This window comes from Microbacterium sp. JAI119 (assembly GCF_013410135.1).
Classification (GTDB): Bacteria; Actinomycetota; Actinomycetes; order Actinomycetales; family Microbacteriaceae; genus Microbacterium; species Microbacterium oxydans.
In genome coordinates this window covers 2,052,480-2,072,155 of the sequence record NZ_JACCCK010000001.1, presented here as the reverse complement: position 1 = coordinate 2,072,155, position 19,676 = coordinate 2,052,480, and the positions used below count along the sequence as shown (strand labels likewise).

Genomic DNA, 19,676 nt, shown 5'->3' with positions numbered 1-19,676 from the left:
CGGACCGGGGCCCTCGTCGTGGAACCACATGCTTGTGATTTGCGGGGATCTCGGCGAGAATGGGCGCACAACCGCATATTCTCGCCACTTCGTGGTTCAGGTCGTTGGGGAAGACGCACCTGATGAAACGGAGAGATCATGGCGACGGCTTACGCACGCGGAGTGGTGTTCATCCACTCTGCGCCTCGCGCGCTCTGCCCGCACCTCGAATGGGCGGTGGGTCGCGCTATCGGGCGTGCGGTGAACTTCGACTGGACCGAGCAGCCCGTGCTCGAGGGTGCCCGACGGGCGGAGTTCTACTGGGACGGCCCCGTCGGTACCGGCGCGGCTCTCGCGACCTCCATCCGTGGGTGGGAGCACCTCCGCTTCGAGGTGACCGAGGACCCCACGCCGCGCAGCGACGGCGGCCGGTGGCTGCATACGCCCGACCTCGGTATCCACTATGCCCAGACCGACGCAGCCGGCAACATCGTGGTCGGCGAGGACCGCATCCGCTACGCGATGGAGATCGCGGCAGGGAGTGCCGTCGAGTTGCAGCGCGAACTCGACATCGCCCTGGGGTCGGCGTGGGATGAGGAACTGGAGCCCTTCCGTCATGCCAGCGACGACGCCAGAGTCGTCTGGCTCCATAAGGTCGGCTAGCCCGGCGCCACAGACCGGAACGGGGGAGGCGTGAGTATCGGATGCCGGTGAGTGATCCCGGACGCTGAGAAGACGTATCCCCGCTCCGCACGACGAGGACCCCGCCCCGGAAACGAGGCGGGGTCCTCGTCGTCCGTGTCAGATGACGGCCGCGTGCTGCAACGCACCGGACGCGGACGGGCTCCCGCCGCGCACGTCGTCCCAGGCCAGGGACAACCGCCGCATCGCTTCCGACATGCGCTCGGGGGGCAGCGTGATGGGGATGCGCAGTCGGCGTTCGAGCACTCCGCCCGTCGTGAAGCGGGGGCCGGGAGGAAGGACGAGCTGCCTTTCGCGGGCGGCGAGAGAGAGCTGGGTCGACAGCGGTGCGCCGATGTCGACCCAGGCGGAGAGTCCGCCAGGCGTATGTGGCATCCGGAACCCGGGGATGGCGGCCACCCCTTCCTCGACGGCGCTGCGTCCGGCGTGCAGACGTCGACGGACATGCGCTGTGAGCGCCGACATGTCGGCGAGGAGTTCGACGGCGATGCACTGCTCGAGCAGGGCCGTGCCGAGTTCGAAGGAGGGGCGCACGGCGAGCAGCCGCGCGATGACGGAGCACTCCGCACGGATCCAGCCGATGCGCATCCCGCCCCAGGCGATCTTCGACATCGATCCGACGGTGATCACATTGGGCCCGCCCGCGGCCATCGGAGTCGGTGACCATCCCCGGTCGATGTCGAGTTCGGTGGTCGTCTCGTCGACGATGAGGTGGGTACCCACGTTGCGGGCTGTGGTCGTGATCCGCGACCGCTCGTCATCGGGAAGGGTCGCTCCGGTCGGGTTGTGGAAGTCGGGGATGAGGTAGGCGACATGCGGCCGGGCGCTGAGCAGCGTCTCGTTCAGGTGCCTGGCATCCCACCCGTCGGCATCCACGGGCGTCGGAACAAGCCGGTACCCGTGGCGGTGCAGGGCCTCCAGCGCGTGAGGGAAAGTCGGCTGCTCCACCAGCGCCTTCTCTCCGCGACGCCCGATCGCCGCGAGGATCAGATTGATCGCATTGAGCGCTCCGGAGGTGATGATGATCTCGTCGGCCGACGTCGGTGCACCCCGATCGCGGAAGCGCTGAGCGACCGCCTCGCGCAGCTCGGGGAGTCCGCGGAGCGAGTACCCGCTGGTGCCGCGCAGCGCCGCGAGACGGGGCAGCGACCGCACGGTCGCGTCGTACAACCCCGGCGTCGAGTCCATTGACGCGATGGAGAGGTCGATCGACTCGTCGTCGGCCTCGGCTCTAGGAGCAGTGTGTCCATTCGGGAGGGTGACGCGCGTGCTTCCCCCGTGCAGGCGTGAGACGTAGTCGTCCGATTCCAAGATGCCGTACGCGCGAGTGATCGTGGAGCGAGAACGGCGCAGCTCGAGCGCAAGGGCGCGCTCACTCGGGAGACGCTCGCCGACGGTGAGGCGGCCGTCGAGGATCAGCGCCCTGATCTGGTCTGCGAGCGCCGATGCCGTGGCGCCGGCGACGTTGTGCACCCCGAGCTGTTCGACGAGACGTGATCCCATATGTCCAGCATGACGCAAAGTGGACTGATCTACGCAGGCCACTTTGCGGTGAGTGGTATCGCTTCGGATGGGGGGACAGGGGCCAGAGTGGAGGGATGATCCTCCGTTCCGTGCTCCTCCCCGTGACCGCCACCAGTCGGCGTGACCTCGTCGAGCGGTTCGTGCAGCTGCTCGTCGGTCTGTTCTTCTACGGCGTCGCGCTCGGGTTCATGGTGCGCGGTGGCATCGGAGTGGCACCGTGGGACGTGCTGGCACTCGGTCTCGCGGAGCAGACCGGGCTCGGATACGGCGTCATGACCGTGCTGGTCTCGATCGTCGTCCTCCTGCTCTGGATCCCGTTGCGCCAACGCGTGGGGCTGGGCACCGTGTTGAATGCCCTGCTCGTCGGCCCGAGTGCGGACCTCGCGCTCGCCCTGATCCCGCAGCCGCCCTCGGTATGGATCGGCGCTCCGATGTTCGTCTTCGGGCTGCTGCTGCTGGCCTTCGCGACCGGCCTCTACATCGCTGCCGACTTCGGCCCGGGCCCTCGTGACGGCCTGATGACGGGACTCGTTCGGCGAACAGGCTGGGCGGTATGGCTGGTGCGCACGTTGATCGAGGGGAGCGTGCTGCTCGTCGGCTTCCTCCTCGGAGGCCCCGTCGGAGTAGGAACCGTCCTCTTCGCCTTCGGCGTCGGTCCGTTGATCGGTTGGTTCCTCCCGCGCATCACCCGGATGCGCGAGACCCGTTCGCGAAAGCTCGGGAGCCTCCGCTCCGCCTGACGGATCCGTGCGCATCTGCATGACCTGTGCATACGGGCATGACCGAGTACCGGTGGATACTCATGCATCCGTGTGATCCTCATGCATACGCGAAGAGCGGCCCTCGGAATCCCGAGGGCCGCTCTTCGTGTGCGTGGCGTATCAGTCGGCGCTGGCGAGAACGAGGACCGCGTTGTGTCCGCCGAAGCCGAAGGAGTTGCTGATCGCGATCTGCGGGCCGTCGCCGAGAGGCGTGGCTTCGCCCGAGAGACGGAACGGGACCGCGGGGTCCGGCTCCGTCATGTTGATCGTCGGAGGTGCGACGCGGTCGCGCAGGGCGAGGAGCGAGAAGATCGCCTCGAGCGCGCCGGTGCCGCCCAGCAGATGTCCGGTCGAAGCCTTCGTCGCGGAGACCGGGATCTCGTCGATCCGCTCGCCGAAGACCTTCTTGAGCGCGACGTACTCGTTCGGGTCGCCCACCGGCGTCGACGTCGCGTGCGCGTTGATGTGCGTGACCTGGTCGGCGGTGACGCCGGCCTCGTCGAGGGCCTGGGTCACGGCTCGTGCCGCACCGTTCCCCTCGGGGTCGTTCCCGGTGATGTGGTAGGCGTCGGCTGTGACTCCGCCGCCGAGCACATACCCGTAGATCTTGGCCCCGCGTGCCTTCGCGTGCTCCTCGGTCTCGAGGATGAGTGCGGCGGCGCCCTCACCCATGACGAACCCGTCGCGGTCGATCGCACCGGGGCGGGAGGCATGGGCCGGGTCGTCGTTCCGCCGGGACAGCGCCTGCGCGGAGGCGAAGGAGGCCATCGTGATGGGGTGGATCGCCGACTCGGTGCCACCGGCGATCACCACGTCCGCGAGGCCATCCTGCAGGTGGTGGAGAGCGTGGATGATCGACTCGGTGCTGGACGCGCAGGCGCTGACCACGGTCTGCGCGTAGGCACGTGCATGGAACTGCAGCGACAGGTTGCCCGCAGCGGCGTTCGGCATGAGCATCGGGACCGTGAGCGGCATCACCCGACGGGGACCCTTCTCGCGCAGGGTGTCCCATGCGTCGAGAAGCGTCCAGAGGCCGCCGATCCCGGTGGCGAAGTCGACGCCGAGCCGTTCGGGAGCCACCTCGGGGGAACCTGCATCCTCCCAGGCTTCGCGCGCCGCGATCAACGCGAACTGCGACGAGGGGTCGAGGCGCTTGGCCTCATGCCGGGGGAGGACCTCTTCCGGGCGGACGATCGCCTCGGCGGCGAACGTGACGGGCAGCTCGTACTGCTGCACCCAGTCGTGTTCGAGCGTGCGGGTGCCGGACATGCCGGCAAGCAGGTTCGTCCAGTTCTCCGGGGCCGTGCCGCCGATGGCGGAGGTGGCGCCGATGCCGGTGACGACGATGCGCTTGGTCATGGGGTGTGGTTCCTTGTCGAAACGAAGTCGAACGGGTGAGAGGGCAGGTCGGCGGATGCCACTCCCCGCGAGGTGCGGGGGTGGCATCCTGCCGGGATTACTCCTGGCCCGCGACGATGAAGTTGACGGCGTCGCCGACGGTCTTGAGGTTCTTGACCTCGTCGTCGGGGATGGTGACGCCGAACTTCTCCTCGGCGTTGACGACGATCGTCATCATCGAGATGGAGTCGATGTCGAGGTCGTCCGTGAACGACTTCTCGAGGGCGACCTCGGAAGCGTTGATGCCGGTCTCGTCGGTGATGAGCTCTGCGAGGCCAGCGAGGACCTCGTCGTTGGTGAAAGCCATGTGGTCTTCCTCTTTCTTGCGGGTTGTTTTCGGAACCGTGGAACAGTCTAGGGAAAGTCAGCGCATTCTCAGGGAAGGACGACGACCTGTGCGGCGAACACGAGTCCCGCACCGAATCCGATCTGCAGCGCGAGTCCACCGGAAAGCTCGGGGTGCTCGGCCATCAGACGGTGGCTGGCCAGGGGGATGGACGCGGCCGACGTGTTGCCCGTGGTCTCGATGTCGCGCGCGATGACCGTGGTCTCCGGCAGCTTCAGCTGCTTGGCGAACTCGTCGATGATCCGCATGTTGGCCTGGTGGGGGATGAAGGCGGCGATGTCGGCCGGCTCCACACCCGCCTTGTCCAGTGCCTCGCGCGCGACCTTCGCCATCTCCCAGACCGCCCAGCGGAAGACGGTGGGACCTTCCTGGCGCAGGGTCGGCCACGGAACCACGCCGTCGCGGAAGTCGGTGAGGGTGCCGTTCATTCCCACGGCGTCGGCCTTGGAACCGTCGGATCCCCAGACGGCGGGGGCGATGCCGGGCGTGTCGCTCGGACCGATCAGTGCGGCGCCCGCCCCGTCGCCGAGGAGGAACGAGATGCTGCGGTCGGTCGGGTCGACGACGTCGGAGAGCTTCTCTGTACCGATGACCAGCGCGTAGCGGGCGGCCCCGGCCTTGATCAGCGCATCGGCCTGGGCGATCGCGTAGGCGTATCCGGCGCAGGCGGCGTTGATGTCGTACGCGGCAGCGGGATTCGCTCCGACGCGATCGGCGACGATCGCCGAGACCGAGGGGGTCTGCTTGGGGTTGCTGATCGTCGCCACGATCACCAGGTCGACCTGATCTGCCGGAACACCCGACTTCTCGATCGCCTCGGCAGCCGCGGCGGTGGCCAGGTCGATCGCGTCCGTGCCCTTGTCGGCGCGAGCGCGCGTCACGATGCCGGTGCGCTGACGGATCCACTCGTCGCTGGAGTCGATCGGGCCGATCAGGTCCTCGTTGGGCACGGCGTTCTCACCGCGGGCGGCGCCGTACGAGTAGATGCGCGTGTACGCGGGACCCGTGAGCTGGGCGAGGGTGACGCTCATGCGGCTTCTCCGTTCAGCAGCGCGACTGCTGCATCGAGGTCTTCAGGGGTCTTCACGGCGACGGTGGGGACACCACGGAGGCCGCGCTTGGCGAGACCCACCAGAGCGCCGGCCGGGGCCAGTTCGATCACACCGGTGACGCCGGCTTCGGCGAACGACTGCATGCAGAGGTCCCATCGCACCGGCGACGACACCTGGTCGACGAGGAAGCTCAGCGCCTGCGGGCCGTCCGTGACGGCAGAGCCGTCGCGGTTGGTCCACAGGGTGATGTCGGGATCTGCCGGCGTGACGTCGGCGACGGCGTCACGGAGGGCTGTGACGGCGGAAGCCATGTACTGCGTGTGGAACGCTCCGGCGACCTGCAGCGGGACCACGCGGGTGCCCTTGAGCGGCTCCTCCGCGAGTGCGGCGAGTGCGGGGAGGGCACCGGCGACGACGATCTGGCCGCCGCCGTTGTAGTTGGCGGGCGAGAGGTCGAGTTCGGTGAGGCGCGCGAGGAGAGCGTCTTCGTCGCCTCCGAGCACGGCGCTCATACCCGTCTGCTCCTGCGCCGCGGCATCAGCCATCGCCCGCCCGCGGATGCCCACGAGGCGCATACCGGTGTCGGCATCGATCACGTTGCTGCCGACGAGCGCGGCGATCTCACCGACCGAGTGACCGGCGATCCCGTCGGCGCGGCGTCCGGCTCGCTGCGTCAGTGCGTCACCGGCGATCAGCGACGCGGCGACGATCAGGGGCTGCGCGACGCGCGTGTCCCGGATCGTGTCGGCGTCCGACACCGTCCCGTGCTCGATCAGGTCGACCCCCGCGGCGTCCGAGTACACGGCGAGGCGGTCTGCCACTCCGTCGAGCTCGAGCCAGGGGGCGAGGAAACCGGGGGTCTGCGAGCCCTGTCCAGGGCATACGACGACAATCACCCACCCAGTCTGCCAACGATCGGGGCGAAGCGGTGGATGATCCATCACAAGATTCCGAAAAACCCTTGTGTGTGGCGTACAGAAAGCCGACTCAGCGCGGAGGGCGGCGAAGCGGTGCGCGTCGACGGACCTGGTCTGCGGCGCCGATCGAGCCGAGGATCAGCGCGGTCTGCAGGATGAGGGCCTCGCGGGGACCGGTGGCATCCCAGCCGATCACCTCGCTGACGCGCTTCAGGCGGTATCGCACGGTGTTGGGATGCACGAAGAGCTCGCGTGCCGTGGCCTCGAGGGAGCGCCCGTTGTCGAGGTAGCTCCACAGCGTGGTGACCAGGTCGGTCGAGTGGGCCTGCAACGGGCGGAAGATGCGTTCGATGAGGGTCTGCTTGGCGAGCGGGTCGCCGGCGAGGGCGCGCTCGGGCAGCAGGTCGTCGGCTTCGACCGGGCGGGGAGCACCGCGCCATGCACGGGCGACCGCGAAACCGGCGAGAGCGGCACGGGCGCTCTGGCTCGCATCGACGAGTGCGGCGACCTCCGGTCCGAGCACGACATAGCCAGGACCGAACGAGGGCTCGAGGCGGGAGGCGATCTCCCGGAACCCGAGCTCTTCCTCTTCGCCGTCCTGCCCCTCGACGCGGGCGCGCCCCAGGACCAGCACGAGCCGGGAACCCTGCACGCCGATGAGCACGTCGACCGCGAGCTTGCGTGCGGTGCGACGAACCAGGTCGACGTCGAACTGCGCGGGCGTGGTGCCCACGAGCACGGCCACCTCGCCATGACCATGCCATCCGAGTGCGGCGATCCGGCTCGGCAGCTCCTCGTCGGCTTCGCCGGTGAGGATCGAATCGACGACGAGGGCCTCCAGCCGGGCATCCCAGAGTCCGCGGGCTTCGGCGGCTCTGGCATACACATCAGCGGCGGCGAAGGCCACATCGCGGGAGTAGAGGAGGATCGCCTCCCGCAGATCGTCGCCTCGTCCGGCGACGCGTTCCTCCGTGACCTCGACCGTCACGCGGATGAGCTGCAGAGTCTGCTGGAGGCTCACGCTGCGCAGCAGCTCGCGCGGGGCTGCCGCGAAGATGTCGGCGGCGATCCACGGCGTGGAGGTGGGGTCTTCATACCACTGGATGAACGAGGTGATGCCCGCCTGGGCCACCAGCCCGACCGCGGAGCGGCGGGCTGGTGGCATGTCGGCGTACCACGGGAGGGTGTCCTCCAGGCGTTTGATCGTCACCGAAGCGATGTCACCGGAGATCCGGCGCAGCCAGGTGAGTGTCGCGGCCTTGTCCATGCCGGAGGGAGAAGAACCTGTCACCGAGGGCTCAGCTTTCGCCGCCCGCGTTGCCGCTGGTCCCGGCGTTCACATCGTGCAGGCGGTACTTCTCGATCGCCTGGGCCGCGAGCGAACGGTCGACCTTGCCGTCCTCGGCGAGCGACTGCAGCGTGCGGACCACGATGGACGGGCCGTCGATCTTGAAGAAGCGCCGTGCGGCGGCACGGGTGTCGGAGAAGCCGAAGCCGTCGGCACCGAGAGTGGCGAAGCGGTTCGGGACCCACGGACGGATCTGGTCCTGCACGGCGTGCATGAAGTCGCTGACCGCGACGACCGGTCCCTCGGCACCCTGGAGCTTCTGAGTGAGGTACGCGGTGCGCGGCTCGGCCTCGGGGTGCAGGAAGTTGTGCTCGTCGGCGGCGAGGCCGTCGCGGCGCAGCTCTGTCCACGAGGTGACCGACCAGACATCGGCGATCACGCCCCAGTCCTTCTTCAGCAGCTCCTGCGCTTCGAGGGCCCAGGGGAGTCCGACACCGGATGCGAACAGCTGTGCGCGGTGTCCCTCGCCCTCGCCGACGGAGACGCGGTGGATACCGCGGACGATGCCGTCGACGTCCACATCCTCCGGCTCGGCCGGCATCACGAGAGGCTCGTTGTAGAGCGTGATGTAGTACATCACGTTCGGGTCCTCGTGCTGGCCGCCGTACATCCGCTCGAGACCGGAGCGCACGATGTGCGCGATCTCGTAGCCGTAGGCCGGGTCGTACGAGATCGTCGCCGGGTTGGTGGCGGCGAGCAGGTGCGAGTGGCCGTCGGCGTGCTGGAGTCCCTCACCCGTGAGGGTGGTGCGACCGGCCGTGGCGCCCATGATGAACCCGCGGGCCATCTGGTCGCCGGCTGCCCACTGGGCGTCGCCCGTGCGCTGGAATCCGAACATCGAGTAGAAGATGTAGACCGGGATCAGCGGCTCGCCGTGCGTGGCATAGGACGTGCCCGCCGCGGTGAAGGCGGCGAGGGCGCCGGCCTCGTTGATGCCGACGTGCACGATCTGGCCCTGCGGGCTCTCCTTGTAGGCGAGGAGGAGCTCACGGTCGACCGAGGTGTAGTGCTGGCCGTTCGGGTTGTAGATCTTCGCCGACGGGAAGTAGGCGTCCATGCCGAACGTGCGCGCTTCGTCGGGGATGATCGGCACGATGCGGTGACCGAACTCCTTGGAGCGCAGCAGGTCCTTCAGCAGGCGGACGAACGCCATGGTCGTGGCGATCTCCTGCGTGCCGGAGCCCTTCTTGGGCAAGGCATATGCCGAATCGTCCGGGAGGGAGAGCCCGACGTGGGTCGAGCGGCGCTCCGGGAGGAACCCGCCGAGCGCGTTGCGGCGCTCGAGCATGTACTGGATCGTCTCGTCCTGAGGCCCCGGGTTGTAGTACGGGGGCAGGTACGGGTTCTCTTCCAGCTGCGCATCCGTGATCGGGATGTGCATGGCGTCGCGGAACGTCTTGAGGTTGTCCAGCGTCATCTTCTTCATCTGGTGGGTCGCGTTGCGGCCCTCGAAGTGCGGTCCGAGGCCGTAGCCCTTGACGGTCTTCGCGAGGATGACGGTGGGCTTGCCCTTGTGCTCGGTCGCGGCCTTGAACGCGGCGTAGACCTTGCGGTAGTCGTGGCCACCGCGCTTGAGGTTCCAGATGTCGTCGTCGGAGTAGTCCTTGACGAGGGCCGCGGCCCGCTCGTCGCGGCCGAAGAAGTGCTCACGGATGTATGCGCCGGACTCGGCCTTGTACGTCTGGTAGTCGCCGTCGGGGGTGACGTTCATGAGGTTGAGCAGCGCACCCTCGGTGTCGCGGGCGAGCAGGTCGTCCCACTCGCGGCCCCAGACCACCTTGATGACGTTCCAGCCCGCGCCGCGGAAGAACGACTCGAGCTCCTGCACGATCTTGCCGTTGCCGCGCACGGGGCCGTCGAGGCGCTGCAGGTTGCAGTTGACGATGAAGGTGAGGTTGTCCAGTCCCTCGTTGGCTGCGACCTGCAGCTGTCCGCGGCTCTCGACCTCGTCCATCTCGCCGTCGCCCAGGAATGCCCAGACGTGCGACTGGGACGTGTCCTTGATGCCGCGGTTCTCGAGGTACTTGTTCGACATCGCCTGGTAGATGGCGTTGATCGGACCGAGGCCCATCGACACCGTCGGGAACTGCCAGTACTCCGGCATCAGGCGCGGGTGCGGGTAGGACGGGATGCCGTTCGGCGCGTGCGACTTCTCCTGGCGGAAGCCGTCGAGCTGGTCCTCGGTGAGGCGCCCCTCGAGGAAGGAGCGGGCGTAGGTGCCGGGTGAGGCGTGGCCCTGGATGAAGATCTGGTCGGCGCCACCGGGGTGGTCGGCGCCCTTGAAGAAGTGGTTGAAGCCCACTTCATACAGCGCCGCGGAGGACGCGTACGTCGAGATGTGACCACCGACGCCGATGCCGGGGCGCTGGGCGCGGTGCACCGTGATGGCCGCGTTCCAGCGGATCCAGGCGCGGTACCGGCGCTCGACCTCCTCGTCGCCAGGGAACTCGGGCTCGTTCTCCGGCGCGATGGTGTTGATGTAGTCGGTGGTCGGGACCATCGGCACGCCCAGGTGCAGCTCCTTGGAGCGCTTGAGGAGGCTGAGCATGATCTCGCGGCCACGTCCGTGGCCCTTGGCGTCAACCAGCTCATCGAGCGACTGCTGCCATTCGCCCGTCTCTTCCGGGTCGCTGTCCTGGGGACCCTGGGAGTACGGATCCTGGTCGTGCACGGTCACGGGGGAACCTTTCGTCAAGCTGGCAGGTCATGCCAAGGAAACGGGAAGCGACACGGGCAGCCTTGTCAGCTGTGCACAACGCGCGCCGGGTTCAGCCTATCCCTCTTCCACGACACGGGTGCGCATCGTCCGCCCGATAGACTGGGCACACCAGGGCCTTTAGCTCAGCTGGTAGAGCGCCACGTTTACACCGTGGATGTCGTCGGTTCGATCCCGGCAGGGCCCACCTCCACCGAGACGGCTCACCCCGCCGCGACCACTAACGAGGCTTCGCAGCGATCACCGAGTTCGGGATGTGCCCGGCGGCGAGCACCGCCGCCGCAATCGCGATCCAAGGGTTCTGGAGCCACGCGGCACCGGCGAGGAACACGCCGACCGGTAGCAGCGCCATCGGAACGGGAACTCCGACGACCGGGGCGAACAGCGACGACAGTCGTCTGCCCGACACGAGGTAACGCCCCCAGAGGGCCCAGTACGCCACGACGAGGATCGCCGCGGGGATCGCCCACCACCAGAGCGGGCGATCGCCCACCGTGATCACCGGCACCGTCACGCAGAGTGCCTGCCCTGACCGTTCGAGGACCTCGACGACCTTCGGCACGGCGACGCGCTCCATGGCCGGTCGAGGAGGGAACCACACCAGCAGCAGGTTGGGGGCGAACACGGCGAGACTCAGCGCGAGCCCGAGCACCGAGAAACCCATGATCGCGACCTTATCGGGCAGATGCGGGGTCCGTTGCCCTTCGGCTTCCCGTCGACTCCCTGGCGGTCGCCTCGCTGCGGATCTAGGCTCCCGACATGGGACTTCTGACCTTCAGCCTCAACATCACCCTGGACGGCTGCGTCGACCATGAGGAGGGGATCGCCGATGACGAGACCCACGCCTACTTCACGCGGTTGCTGGAGGATTCCGGCGCCGTGCTCTGGGGTCGCACGACCTACGAGATGATGGAGGACGCCTGGCCCGCGGTCGCTCGCGGCGAGGTGGAGGCCCCGCCGGCGCTGCGCGAGTGGGCGCTCGCTCTCGAGGTCAAACCCAAGTACGTGGTGTCCTCCACGCGCGATGAGTTCCCCTGGACGAACACCCATCGGATAGCCGGGAACCTGCGAGAGGGCGTGCAGCGTCTCAAAGACGACACGCCGGAGGGTGTTCTCCTCGGAAGCGGCGCCCTCGCCGCCGAACTCGACAGGCTCGATCTGATCGACGAGTACCGGTTCCTCATCCACCCCCGGATCGCGGGGCACGGTCCGACCCTGTTCCGGGATCGATCGTCCGACACGCGGAAGCTCGAACTGGTCTCGGCGGAGCCGCTGCGCAACGGAGCGATCGTGACGCACTACAGGCGCGCCGAGTGATCCGGCCCGGTGCATACCGCGTCGCGGTCGCCGAGGCAAGGCCCGAGGGGCGGGCGCAGCGCGGCGCGTACGCTGTACCGCACGGCAGGACTCCAGAATCGACAGCGGGGAGCTTTCACACATGGCGGGACGCATCGTCATCAGCGGGGCCTCTGGCCTGATCGGTTCCGCGTTGGCCGCTTCGCTGCGCACCGACGGTATCGAGGTCACCACCCTGGTGCGTCGTGCGCCGCGATCCGAGGATGAGGCGCAGTGGGCGCCGGGCGAGAGCGCGCTCGACCCTGATGTCGTGGCAGGCGCCGACGCCGTGGTCGCGCTCGGGGGTGCCAGCGTCGGACGACTTCCGTGGACGCGCGGCTATCGTCGTCAGCTGGTCGACTCGCGTCTGCAGGCCACCCGCACCCTGACGACCGCCCTCCGTGCGCTGCGGTCCGATGCTCCGGCTCTCGTCTCGGCGTCCGCGGTCGGCTACTACGGTTCCGCTCCCGGCGAGATCCTCACGGAGGACTCCGCTGCAGGGCAGACGTTCCTGGCGGATCTGACGGTGCGGTGGGAGCCCGAAGCCCGACGCGCGGAGGACCACACCAGGGTCGCGCTGCTGCGTACCGCTCCCGTCATCCATCGGCGAGGAGTGCTCAAACCGCTCATCCAGCTGACCCGGTTCGGCGTCTCGGGCCCGCTCGGTCAGGGCACGCAGATCTGGCCCTGGATCTCACTCGACGACGAGGTGCGTGCGATCCGTCACATCCTCGACGCGAAGATCTCGGGGCCGGTCAACCTCACGGGGCCCACTCCCGCGTCTGCGAACGACATCGGGCGCGCTCTCGCCGAGCGGATGCACCGGCCGTTCTGGCTCCCCGCCCCCGCCTGGGCGCTCCGGATCGCACTCGGCGATGCCGCCGACTCGCTCCTGCTCCCGGATGCGGATGTGCGTCCGCAGGTGCTGGAGCTGTCCGGCTTCCGATTCACACATCCGACCGCCGCCGACGCTGTGGCCGCCGCGCTCTGACCGTTCTGGGGCATTCTTCCGGCGACAGCCCTCCCGCATCGACACGTTCCACTGCGAGACTGAGCGCATGGAGATCATCGAGAACTCGAAGCTCACGGTCGTCGGCGCGGGAAGTGTGGGGTCGAGTGTCGCCTATGCGGCACTGATCAGGGGTTCCGCGCGGCATGTCGCGCTCTACGACATCGCGACCGAGAAGGTCGAGGCCGAGGTGCTCGACCTCGCTCACGGCACGCAGTTCACCGGCTCGAGCGACATCATCGGCGGCAGTGACATCTCCGTCGCCGCGGGTTCGCACGTCGTCGTGATCACGGCCGGCGCGAAGCAGAAGCCAGGCCAGACCCGCATCGAGCTCGCCGAGGTCAACGCAGGCATCATCCGTGGCATGATGCCGGATCTGCTGGAGGTCGCCCCGAACGCGATCTACGTGATCGTCACGAATCCCTGCGACGTGCTGACGGTCATCGCGCAGGAGGAGACCGGGCTTCCGCCCGAGCGCATCTTCGCCTCGGGAACCGTGCTCGACACCTCGAGGCTGCGCTGGAAGCTCGGACAGCGCGCCGGTGTCTCGACGGCGAGCGTCCATGCGCACATCATCGGCGAGCACGGCGACACCGAGTTCCCGCTCTGGTCCCGTGCGACGATCGGCACGGTGCCGATCCTGGAGTGGGAGACTCCGGGGCACTCGCGATTCACCCTCGATGAGCTGCAGGAGATCGCCGTGGACGTGCGTGACGCCGCGTACAAGGTGATCCTGGGCAAGGGCGCGACCAACTACGCGATCGGCCTGTCGAGTGCGCGCATCGTCGAGGCGATCCTGAGTGACGAGCACGCCGTGATGCCGGTGAGTACCGTGCTGCGTGATTTCCACGGTATCGACGGTGTCGCACTCTCGGTGCCGTCGATCGTGAGCGCGACGGGGGCGGTGCCGATCCGGAACACATCGTTCTCCGACGGGGAGCTGGCCCTGTTGCGCCAGTCCGCCGACGCCCTCACGACTGCGGCGGCATCCCTGCGTCCGTGAACGGGGGATCGTTGCGAAGCCGACACCCCGCTCCGCATCACCGGCCGTGCGGGTCCGTGCGGTTGAGCGTGGCGACGACCTGATCGTAATCACCGCGGGCCTCGCCGTAGCGGAGGAACTTCACCCGCTCGACCTGGATCTCGGCGGCGTCGGGCTGGGCCTCGATCAAGGCCATGACCTCGTCGATGAACTCGTCGAGCGGCATCGCCGACTCGTTGTCCTCGTGGCCCGGCATGAGCGCCGTGCGCACAGCGGGAGGCTCGAGCTCGAGCACCGACACGCTGCTCCCCTCGAACTGCAGGCGCAGGGACTCGCTGAGCATGTGGATCGCGGCCTTGCTGGCGTTGTAGGTGGGTGTCACCCGGAGCGGGGCGAACGCGAGTCCGGACGAGACGGTCATGATCGTCGCGTCGGCCTGGGCGCGGAGGTGCTCGACGAAAGCGGCGATGAGTCGGATGGGGCCGAGGATGTTGGTGACGACCGTCTCCTCCGCGGCGGAGAGGAATCCCGAGGGCGTGCTCCAGTCCTCGGCCCGCATGACGCCCGCCATCGTGATGAGCACATTGAGACCGGGGTGCGCGGCGAGCACCTCGGCCGCCGCTGCTTCGATGCTGCTCGCATCCGTCGTGTCGACCCGCACGGTGTGGATGTCGGGGTGCTCGCCGGCGATCGTCGCGAGACGGTCCTCGCGGCGCCCTCCGACGATCACGGTGTTCCCCCGTTCCCGCAGCCGCAACGCGAGAGCGAGACCGATGCCGCTCGTGGCGCCGGGGATGAAGATGGTGTTTCCGCTGATGTTCATATCCCCACCGTCGTCCTCCTGTGGCAGCCGCTCCAGAGAGCGGTCATCCAGGGACGGGCGATCCCTGGAACGCGAGCCGGCAGCGGGGGATACTTCTGAGGTGGACCGCGAAGCACTGGCCGAATTCCTCCTCCGTCGACGCGAGGCGCTGAGCCCGGCCGACGTCGGACTCGCGGCAGGACCGCGGCGTCGCACCGCGGGTCTGCGCCGAGAAGAGGTCGCGCAGCTGGCGACGATGTCGACGGACTACTACACGCGACTGGAACAACGACGAGGGCCTCAGCCGAGTGTCCAGATCCTCACCGCCCTGGCCCGGGCCCTGCGGCTGACCGAAGACGAGCGGGATTATCTCTTCCGGCTCTGCGGACACAGCGCCCCCGATCGTGCCCGGCTCGCGGAGTACGTGCGCCCGGGCATCCTCCGCGTGCTCGACCGGCTGCACGACACCCCCGCGTTCGTCGTCTCGGTGCTCGACGAAGTGCTCGTGCAGAACGACGCATCCCGTCCGCTGATCGGCGACGCGACCACTCTCACCGGACTCGACCGGAGCGGCATCTACCGCTGGTTCGCCTACCCCGATACCGAACGGCTGCGCTACCGGGAAACCGACCATCCGCGACAGGCCCGTGCGCTCGTGGGCTCGCTGCGTGCCGCATACGGGGTGATGGGTGCTCGATCGAGGGCGGGTGACATCGTCGCGGAGCTGACGGTGCGCAGCTCGGAGTTCGTGGAGTTGTGGGACGCGCACGAGGTGAGTCGACGATTCGAGCAGCACAAGGTGATGGTGCATCCCGAGCTGGGTGAGATCGAGGTCGACTGTCAGGCGCTGTTCACCGAGGACGAGTCGCAGGCGCTCATCGTGCTCACGGCAGCGCCGGGGAGCGAATCCGCGAGCAAGCTCGAGTTCCTGCGGGTCCTCGGCACGCAGAACGTCTGACCAGCGGTCGTCAGGACTCTTCGTGGGTCCGGGGATCGGCGTCGAACAGGCGCCCGTCCGGGCGACCGAGCGCGGTGATCGCGGCCACCTCCGCGTCGTCCAACACGATCTCCGCGGCGGCGAGGTTCGTCACCTGGTGCTCGAGTGACGAGGCCTTCGGGATGGAGACCGTGCCACGGGCCACGTGCCATGCGAGCACCGTCTGCGCGGTGGTGATACCCCGGGACGATGCGATCTCGTTGATCACGGGTTCGTCGAAGAGCTCCTTCGCACGCCCCAACGGGCTCCACGCTTCGGTGAGGATGCCGCGTTCGCGGTGGTAGGCCAGCTGCTCGTCCTGCGGGAAGTACGGATGCACTTCGATCTGGTTGACCACGGGCCTGACCCCGGTCTCCCGCTCGATGCGCTCAAGGTGCTCCGGGAGGAAGTTGGAGACGCCGATCTGGCGGACGACGCCTCTGGCCTGCGCGTCGACGAGCGCGGCCCACGCCTGGACGTACTCGTCCTGGTTGGGGTTGGGCCAGTGGATGAGGTGCAGGTCGGTCACGTCGAGTCCGAGGCGGGAGCGGCTCTCCTCGATGCTGGTGCGCGCCTTCGCCGAGGAGTGGTGCCGTCCGGGGAGCTTCGTGGTGACGATCACGTCCGAACGTGCCACCCCGGAAGCTGCGACCCCACGGCCCACCGAGCCCTCGTTCTCGTAGTTGAATGCGGTGTCGACGAGCCGGTAGCCGGCACCGATGCCGGCGCTGACCGATTCGGCCCCGGCATCGCCGTTCAGGGCGTACGTGCCCAAGCCGATCGCGGGGAGGGCGAACCCGTTGTGAGCGGTGAACGAGGGGACGACGGGCTGAGTGGTCACGGTGCTCCTTCTGGCCTTTTCCCCGAGCGTACGCTGAGGGGATGACATCGGAGGCGGAGATGGCGTCGGATGACGTCATGATCGACGAGCTCGAGCGGTGCCCCTGCTCATCCGGCGACGTGTACGGCCGTTGCTGCCGTCCGCTCCTCGACGGAGCGACGGCGCCGACGGCCGAACGCCTGATGCGTTCGCGCTACACCGCGTTCTCTCTGCGAGACGAGGCGCATCTCCTGCGCACGTGGCATCCGACGACGAGACCGGGGACGATCGAGTTCGAACCGGATCTGCGGTGGCGGCGGCTGCTCGTGATCGATCGCGAGGCCGGGGGCCCGTTCGACCGCGAGGGCATCGTGGAGTTCGAGGCGTTCTGGCAGCAGCGCGCCACGAGAGGCTCGCTCCATGAGCGCAGCCGCTTCGTGCGCGAGGACCGGCACTGGTACTACGTCGACGGCGACGTGCACTGATGGGCGGATGTCGCGACAGCGGCTAGATTTGAGAGCGTGAACGCCAGCCCCGAGAACCAGCGCACCCTGCTCGACATCGCCGACCTCGACCGGCGCATCGCGCAGGCCGAGCGTGCCAAGACCAAGCCGAGCCAGGCGGAGCGGATCACCGAGCTCGTGGCGATCCGTCAGGACCAGCTCCGCGAGCTGACCGCACTCGCGGGTACCAGAGACGACGTGCGCACCGAGCTGAAGCGGCTGGAGTCGGATGTCGCCGTCGTCGAGGCACGCCGGAACCGCGACGCCGAACGCCTGGCCGCATCGACGAATCCGAAGGACGCGCAGGCGCTCGAGCACGAGCTCGGCAGCCTCGCCCGCCGACAGAGTGACCTCGAAGATGCCGAGCTCGACGTGATGGGCCGTCTCGAAGAGGCAGAGGCCGCCGTCGCCGCGCAGCAGGCGCTCCTCGACACGACGACCGCCGAGGGGTCGGCGCTCACCGCGCAGGCGAAGGCGGACGTCGCAGCAGCCACCGACCTCGGCGCACAGCTCGCCCGCGATCGTGCGGCCGTCGCGGAGACCGTGTCGCCTGCCTTGCTGGCGGAGTACGACCGCCGCGCGAAGAACAGCGCAGGTGCCGCCCTGTTGACCCGCGGTACCTGCGAGGGGTGCCGCATCCTGCTCCCCAGCACGGATCTGAACGACATCAGGCGAGCGGCGGATGACCTCGTGGTGTCCTGCCCCGAATGTGGGTGCATCCTGGTGCGCACCGAGGAGTCCGGGCTCGCATGAGTCGCGCCTGCGCGCGTCGGCGATGACGGCGCCGGCGGCGGGGGTCGAACGCCGCATCGCACTCGTCTCCGTCGGAGCGCAGGAGTACGTCGCGATCGAGCTCGATCGGAACGACGAGGAGCTGGACCGCACGTCCTTGCGTGTTGCTGAGCTCCCGGAATGGGTGCGCTCCGTCGAGGACTCCGATGCCCCGCGGTGGGTCATGCGCAGCGCCGCCGAGACCTACGCGTTCCTGCTCGAGCACGGCGTTCGGATCACCCGCAGTCACGATCTGGTGCTGTGCCACGCCATCCTGCGCGACACGTCGTCGGTGCAGAGCCCGCTCCCGGCCTCGCCGGAGTGGGAGCGGCGAGAGCCGACGGCAGCGGTGCCCTCGCTGTTCGACGTGTTCGACGACGTGAGCGGTGACGATGCGATCACGACCGCACTCGATCAGTACCGCGCACAGCGGAGGGTGATGGCCGCTGCACAGGACGGACGCCTCACCCTCCTGTGCGCTGCGGAGTCGGCAGGCGGACTCATCGCAGAGGAGATGCGGGTCGCGGGGTTGCCCTGGGATGAAGGCGTGCACGATGCCATCCTGACCGACACCCTCGGCACCCGTCCTGCCGCCGGGGGAGCACCGAGTCGCATGGTCGAGCTGGGCGATCGGGTGCGCGCGCTCCTCGGCGATCCGTCGCTCCACCTCGACAGCCAGCAGAAGCTGCTCAGGGCGCTGCATCGCGTCGGGGTCCAGGTGGAGTCGACGAGTCGATGGGAGCTCGCCCAGCACGAGCATCCGGTCGTGGAGCCCCTCCTCGCCTACAAGAAGCTCTCCCGCTTGCTCAGCGCCAACGGATGGGCATGGTTGGCGGAGTGGGTGCATGAGGGTCGGTTCCGTCCGGTCTACATCCCGGGCGGTGTCGTCACCGGTCGCTGGGCGTCGGCCGGTGGAGGGGCTCTTCAGCTTCCGCGGAGCCTGCGCCCCGCTGTCCGAGCCGACCCGGGGTGGACCCTGGTCGTGGCAGACGTCGCGCAGCTCGAGCCGCGGATGCTCGCCGCGATGGCCTCCGACGAAGCGATGGCCCGCGCGGCGCGGGGGAGCGACCTCTATGCAGGCGTCGTGGCGTCCGGGGCCGTCTCCACCCGCGAGGAGGCGAAGTACGCGGTTCTCGGAGCGATGTACGGCGCCACGACCGGAGACAGCGGCCGGCTGGTCCCGCGGCTGCGCAAGGTCTACCCGAAGGCGATGGCGCTCGTGGATGCCGCGGCGCGCACAGGGGAGGACGGGGGAATCGTCTCGACCTGGCTAGGGCGGTCATCGCCTCGTCCGTCGACGGAGTGGATGCGGCTGCAGGCGGACGCGACCGGTGCGGATGCCGACCCCGCGGTCGTCGCGCTCGCACGGCGGCGTGGACGCGATTGGGGCCGGTTCACCAGGAACTTCGTGGTGCAGGGCACTGCTGCCGAGTGGTCGTTGATCTGGCTGGCGGAGATCCGGCATCGCCTGCAGCAGATCCCTGAGGTGTTCGCCGAGGCGGCGGCGTCCGGTCCGTTCGCGCGCTCTGCGCACCTGGCGTTCTTCCTGCACGACGAGGTGATCCTCCACGTTCCCCTGGAACACGCGGAGGAGGCTGCCGAGGCGGTGCGCGAGGCCGCGGCCACGGCCACGACGAGGCTCTTCGGCTCGTTTCCCATCGACGTGCCCCTCGACCTGCGCATCGCGGAGTCCGCGGAGAAGTAGCCGCCGGTCGTGTGCGCAGGAGAACGTAGA

General features: G+C 68.6%; 19 protein-coding genes and 1 tRNA gene. 10 read left to right on the top strand and 10 right to left on the bottom strand.

Annotation, left to right across the window (positions count from 1 at the left end; genetic code table 11):
- Positions 1-138: 138 nt before the first annotated feature.
- Entirely contained in the window at positions 139-642 is a 504-nt protein-coding gene (locus HDC31_RS09990; RefSeq protein ID WP_046749126.1) for a DUF3145 domain-containing protein, read from the top strand.
- Positions 643-780: 138 nt separating this feature from the next.
- Here HDC31_RS09990 and HDC31_RS09985 read toward each other — a convergent pair whose 3' ends face one another.
- Positions 781-2,184 (bottom strand): PLP-dependent aminotransferase family protein, encoded by a 1,404-nt coding sequence (locus HDC31_RS09985; protein ID WP_179516042.1) that lies wholly within the window; start codon positions 2,182-2,184, stop codon positions 781-783.
- 95 nt (positions 2,185-2,279) lie between these two features.
- Here HDC31_RS09985 and HDC31_RS09980 point away from each other — a divergent pair, with 95 nt between their 5' ends.
- Entirely contained in the window at positions 2,280-2,945 is a 666-nt protein-coding gene (locus HDC31_RS09980) for a YitT family protein (protein WP_113680471.1), read from the top strand.
- A 141-nt stretch (positions 2,946-3,086) separates the two neighbouring features.
- Here the strand turns inward: HDC31_RS09980 and HDC31_RS09975 are convergent, their stop codons facing one another.
- The 6 genes from HDC31_RS09975 to aceE all read right to left on the bottom strand — a co-directional run bounded on the left by HDC31_RS09975 (position 3,087) and on the right by aceE (position 10,704).
- A complete protein-coding gene (locus tag HDC31_RS09975) occupies positions 3,087-4,325 on the bottom strand; it encodes a beta-ketoacyl synthase (RefSeq protein ID WP_046749123.1) in 1,239 nt (412 codons plus the stop codon).
- Between the two features lie 97 nt (positions 4,326-4,422).
- Positions 4,423-4,671, bottom strand: a complete 249-nt coding sequence (locus HDC31_RS09970; RefSeq protein WP_017202249.1) for an acyl carrier protein — start codon at positions 4,669-4,671, stop codon at positions 4,423-4,425.
- A 68-nt stretch (positions 4,672-4,739) separates the two neighbouring features.
- Positions 4,740-5,741, bottom strand: coding sequence for a beta-ketoacyl-ACP synthase III (locus HDC31_RS09965; protein ID WP_058631871.1), 1,002 nt, complete (start codon positions 5,739-5,741; stop codon positions 4,740-4,742).
- A complete protein-coding gene (locus tag HDC31_RS09960; protein ID WP_058631872.1) occupies positions 5,738-6,658 on the bottom strand; it encodes an ACP S-malonyltransferase in 921 nt (306 codons plus the stop codon). Before HDC31_RS09960 ends, HDC31_RS09965 begins: the two co-directional genes overlap by 4 nt.
- 91 nt (positions 6,659-6,749) lie before the next feature.
- Complete coding sequence (locus HDC31_RS09955) at positions 6,750-7,946, bottom strand: CdaR family transcriptional regulator (protein WP_045264837.1); 1,197 nt, start codon at positions 7,944-7,946, stop codon at positions 6,750-6,752.
- Positions 7,947-7,977: 31 nt separating this feature from the next.
- On the bottom strand, positions 7,978-10,704 hold the full coding sequence (aceE, locus tag HDC31_RS09950; protein WP_046749121.1) for a pyruvate dehydrogenase (acetyl-transferring), homodimeric type: 2,727 nt from the start codon (positions 10,702-10,704) through the stop codon (positions 7,978-7,980).
- Positions 10,705-10,857: 153 nt separating this feature from the next.
- On the opposite strand from aceE, the gene HDC31_RS09945 reads away from it, so the two are divergent.
- Positions 10,858-10,930, top strand: a tRNA-Val gene (locus tag HDC31_RS09945).
- 33 nt (positions 10,931-10,963) lie between these two features.
- Here HDC31_RS09945 and HDC31_RS09940 read toward each other — a convergent pair.
- Positions 10,964-11,407 carry a hypothetical protein gene (locus HDC31_RS09940; protein ID WP_058631882.1) on the bottom strand — a complete coding sequence of 148 codons (444 nt, stop codon included), beginning with the start codon at positions 11,405-11,407 and terminating at the stop codon, positions 10,964-10,966.
- A gap of 95 nt (positions 11,408-11,502) precedes the next feature.
- Here HDC31_RS09940 and HDC31_RS09935 point away from each other — a divergent pair, with 95 nt between their 5' ends.
- The 3 genes from HDC31_RS09935 (at position 11,503) to HDC31_RS09925 (ending at position 14,090) form a co-directional block, all read left to right on the top strand.
- Positions 11,503-12,060, top strand: a complete 558-nt coding sequence (locus tag HDC31_RS09935; protein WP_058631883.1) for a dihydrofolate reductase family protein — start codon at positions 11,503-11,505, stop codon at positions 12,058-12,060.
- Positions 12,061-12,181: 121 nt separating this feature from the next.
- Positions 12,182-13,069, top strand: a complete 888-nt coding sequence (locus HDC31_RS09930) for a TIGR01777 family oxidoreductase (protein WP_113680470.1) — start codon at positions 12,182-12,184, stop codon at positions 13,067-13,069.
- A gap of 67 nt (positions 13,070-13,136) precedes the next feature.
- Positions 13,137-14,090, top strand: a complete 954-nt coding sequence (locus HDC31_RS09925; protein WP_113680469.1) for an L-lactate dehydrogenase — start codon at positions 13,137-13,139, stop codon at positions 14,088-14,090.
- Positions 14,091-14,127: 37 nt separating this feature from the next.
- Here the strand turns inward: HDC31_RS09925 and HDC31_RS09920 are convergent, their stop codons facing one another.
- The gene (locus HDC31_RS09920) at positions 14,128-14,892 is read right to left on the bottom strand and encodes an SDR family oxidoreductase (protein WP_113680468.1); all 765 of its coding nucleotides are present in this window, start codon (positions 14,890-14,892) and stop codon (positions 14,128-14,130) included.
- A 100-nt stretch (positions 14,893-14,992) separates the two neighbouring features.
- Here HDC31_RS09920 and HDC31_RS09915 point away from each other — a divergent pair, with 100 nt between their 5' ends.
- Positions 14,993-15,829, top strand: a complete 837-nt coding sequence (locus HDC31_RS09915) for a helix-turn-helix transcriptional regulator (RefSeq protein WP_113680467.1) — start codon at positions 14,993-14,995, stop codon at positions 15,827-15,829.
- 10 nt (positions 15,830-15,839) lie between these two features.
- Here the strand turns inward: HDC31_RS09915 and HDC31_RS09910 are convergent, their stop codons facing one another.
- Positions 15,840-16,688 (bottom strand): aldo/keto reductase, encoded by an 849-nt coding sequence (locus HDC31_RS09910; protein ID WP_258546264.1) that lies wholly within the window; start codon positions 16,686-16,688, stop codon positions 15,840-15,842.
- A gap of 41 nt (positions 16,689-16,729) precedes the next feature.
- Here HDC31_RS09910 and HDC31_RS09905 point away from each other — a divergent pair, with 41 nt between their 5' ends.
- From HDC31_RS09905 to HDC31_RS09895, 3 genes are read left to right on the top strand one after another with little or no spacing between them, the layout of a single operon-like run.
- On the top strand, positions 16,730-17,152 hold the full coding sequence (locus tag HDC31_RS09905) for a YchJ family protein (protein WP_082108714.1): 423 nt from the start codon (positions 16,730-16,732) through the stop codon (positions 17,150-17,152).
- Between the two features lie 36 nt (positions 17,153-17,188).
- Positions 17,189-17,923 (top strand): zinc ribbon domain-containing protein, encoded by a 735-nt coding sequence (locus HDC31_RS09900; protein ID WP_046749113.1) that lies wholly within the window; start codon positions 17,189-17,191, stop codon positions 17,921-17,923.
- A 22-nt stretch (positions 17,924-17,945) separates the two neighbouring features.
- Entirely contained in the window at positions 17,946-19,646 is a 1,701-nt protein-coding gene (locus HDC31_RS09895; protein WP_058631778.1) for a bifunctional 3'-5' exonuclease/DNA polymerase, read from the top strand.
- Positions 19,647-19,676: the final 30 nt, after the last annotated feature.